The following is a 3,043-nucleotide window of genomic DNA, read 5'->3' on the forward strand; positions in this document are numbered from 1 at the left end:
AGGATGTGTACATTTACTGGCCTGTACAGGTAGCTATATACACTTACACCTCTCTATGAGATGGATAAGTGTATGTTTTAAGATTGATAAAAGAAATATAAGTGTACATACACATTCACAAGCGTTATAGCCAATTTTGAATGAATGAGACATATCGAAATATCGCAGTAGTTATTGAAATTGGAAATTCAATTAAGTATTTAAGAAATGGACTCGCTGAGATACAAAAAATTTCAGCTGCAAATGATTTTTATGACCCACTTCTTATGTATTTGTCAAGTGGATTTGAAAGAATCTTCAAATCTATGCTGTGTCTTAATTTTAAACAAAAAACAGGTAGACTTCCAAATTATAAAGAGTTGATGCAAGGGAATAACGGTCATGATATTGAATATCTTAAAAATCAAATCGAGAAAATTTGCATTCCAGTTGATAGACCATTTGCAAGTATGGATTATGACATTATAACCAAAGATGAAATAATTAATTCCATTTGTAAAACACTTTCCGAGTACGGGAGACGTGCTCGATACTTTAATCTAGATGCAATTCTAGGTACTGAGCAAGAGTTTGAAGCACAAAAGGAATGGGAACGAATTGAAACTCATGTATTAAAAGATTTTTTTGGAGAAAGGAATTTTTTTAAGATGTTATCTAACCCTAAAAAAATTGAAAAATTGTACTTAAAATCAAATGAGTTGTTAGTCTCTAAATTGGAATTGTTTTTACGAGCAATTACAAGACAATTCATTTTTGGTAATTTTTCAAGTGAATCAAATGCTTACCTATTTGAAATTGAAGCATTTTCCGATATTGAAGATAGCCAAATAGGGAAAACTGATTATAGACAATTTCAAAACCACGAAAAGATAAAACGATTATGACAGCAAAAGAATTTCAAGACAATATTTCTCCACTAATTGCAGAAAAATTAGAAAACTTGGAAGTGATAAGTGAATGGCGAGCATTTGAAAATATGCCTTACCAATATTCTCCTCGAGTTGATATTGCTGTTGGTCCATTTAGCGTTGCACCTGGGAGAAACAGAACTGCGAACTATAATCAACTTCTTAGAAATAACAATATTGAAGATTTTCTTAGAAAAATTTATGATTTTCATGTTGAAAATATTGGAGATGAATGGTTAAATGAAATCAATATTCCAGAATTTGATTTTTTAATTAGAAAAAATCAGAATGCTCGGTGTTTTTGTGCAATTGAAATTGAAAATACAAGTACAAAGAAACATATTATGGGAAGTATGATAAATGCAGCTTCTCTTGGGAGAATTGGAATTGGAATTGCCTACAATGAATCTGTAAAAAGGACTTTCGTTAGAATCTTAAATTATCTTGGATTTCTTAAAAGAGTAGAAAAAAATACCTATGACGCGACTAATTTTTTGATAATAACTAAGGAACAAATAGAAAGTCTATTAAATGAATAAAAAACTGGCTATAACAAATTGTAAATTGCATTGCGGGGTTCGTGGTGTGTCGTTCGCTGGATTCTCGCAACATCGTTCCGTCCTCGCGGACAGGAACGAGCTCCGAAATCCGCAACGACAACTTACAAGTGACCGTTTAGCATTCATTATAAAAGACCAAAATGAGAAATAGTTTTAGACTTTATAGTTCAATGAATTCGAGCTATTTTGATTTGATATCAGGAGACAAAGAAACTCAGCAAACGAAAGGACTTGGACTTCTATTATCTAAATCACAAACAGCATTAAAAGCCTTTCTTGACATCAATTCAATTAAATCAAAAATTGGAGAAATTGATTTAAAAAGCATTAGCCGAGTAATTGTTAATTGTGAACTAATCTCTAATTCACTTAATAAATACAGAGCAGATATTGTATTGCGATTTTACAAAGATGGACAACCATTTAAAGCAATTCTGATTGAGGCAAAGAGTATCAATAAGGGAACATCCGTTTATGATACGAATAAACAAATTGAGAATTATATTGAAAATGAAGTTTTTCAAGAGCTTAAAGTGTTTCGCAACAATAGTCTTGGTGTAACATTAACAAAACTTCCGAGTTATACAAAACATGCCAGTTTAGTATCAATTACTTGGGAAGATATTATTAGTGCATTTTATGAAGTACTACCTAAACAGAATACACTACTTGACGATTACTTTAGTTTTCTAACAAATATTAATGGGACAATGAAATTTTACGAAAAAGAAGTTTTTTCTATTCCAACAGCAAAATGGTCAGAACAAGCAATAGATGAATTAAAGGTTTATGAATGTCCAAATGATGGGAAATATTTAATTAAACACAAGCCCCTATACATTACTTTCAGAAAAAGTGGAGGTGGTGAAATGGATAAGTTATTTAAAGTAGAAGAAATCATTATTTTAAACTTTTATGACGATTTCGAGACATTCATGAAAGATGAAAATTACAGTGTTAATTATCGAGATAGAGTAAAAGGCTACGTTGATTATTTATTAGAAAACAAAATTTGGGTAGAACTTCCCAAAGATGAAAAGCAAGTATTCATTTTATCGGACAATGTTATAGAATTAAAAAATAGACCTAGACCTAAGAATGGGAACAACTCTTTTAGAGCATATTATGAATTAGCTGACTTGCTAAATAAAGAATTAGTATAAAACAACGAAATGCTAATCGAATAGCCCGCCCCGCTAGTAATCACTAGCAGGGAGAGGCTTTCACACCACCAGATACTTCGCAAGCTCAGCATAAACCAAGCGGGTCTTCCCGATAAAAATCGGGACAGGCTGTATACGGTCCCGAGGAATCGGGATTAAGTTATGGGGAATAAGGAATCACGTCGAACAGGCGTGATTTGTTTGTAAATGTCGAGCATAGATTCATAACCACGTTTCCGCAATCTTTCAAGGGTAATGGTCGTTCTCAGAATCGGACTCTGAGCTATCGCCCATCCCCCCATGATTCATAAATACTTATTTTTATGGGCATTCATGAATTCGTTCCTCATTGCGTGAACGAGACCATGCATAGGCTTGTCCTTGCTGAACGCCCAAACGGATAAGGCTTCGC

General features: G+C 32.9%; 3 protein-coding genes. All 3 read left to right on the forward strand.

Features of this window, described 5'->3' with window-relative positions:
- Nucleotides 1-140 precede the first annotated feature (140 nt).
- On the forward strand, nt 141-884 hold the full coding sequence (locus GQR60_RS19915; protein WP_124994616.1) for a hypothetical protein: 744 nt from the start codon (nt 141-143) through the stop codon (nt 882-884).
- On the forward strand, nt 881-1,447 hold the full coding sequence (locus tag GQR60_RS19920; RefSeq protein ID WP_124994617.1) for a hypothetical protein: 567 nt from the start codon (nt 881-883) through the stop codon (nt 1,445-1,447). Before GQR60_RS19915 ends, GQR60_RS19920 begins: the two co-directional genes overlap by 4 nt.
- A 161-nt stretch (nt 1,448-1,608) precedes the next feature.
- Nucleotides 1,609-2,631 (forward strand): hypothetical protein, encoded by a 1,023-nt coding sequence (locus tag GQR60_RS19925; protein ID WP_124994618.1) that lies wholly within the window; start codon nt 1,609-1,611, stop codon nt 2,629-2,631.
- Nucleotides 2,632-3,043: the final 412 nt, after the last annotated feature.

Origin of the sequence: Labilibaculum euxinicum (assembly GCF_009795715.1) — a bacterium.
GTDB classification, from domain to species: Bacteria; Bacteroidota; Bacteroidia; order Bacteroidales; family Marinifilaceae; genus Labilibaculum; species Labilibaculum euxinus.

Bases quoted from the DNA above. Each gene is read 5' to 3' on its own strand.
- GQR60_RS19920 (WP_124994617.1), top strand. From the start codon at position 881: ATGACAGCAAAAGAATTTCAAGACAATATTTCTCCACTAATTGCAGAA.
- GQR60_RS19915 (WP_124994616.1), top strand. From the start codon at position 141: ATGAATGAGACATATCGAAATATCGCAGTAGTTATTGAAATTGGAAAT.
- GQR60_RS19925 (WP_124994618.1), top strand. From the start codon at position 1,609: ATGAGAAATAGTTTTAGACTTTATAGTTCAATGAATTCGAGCTATTTT.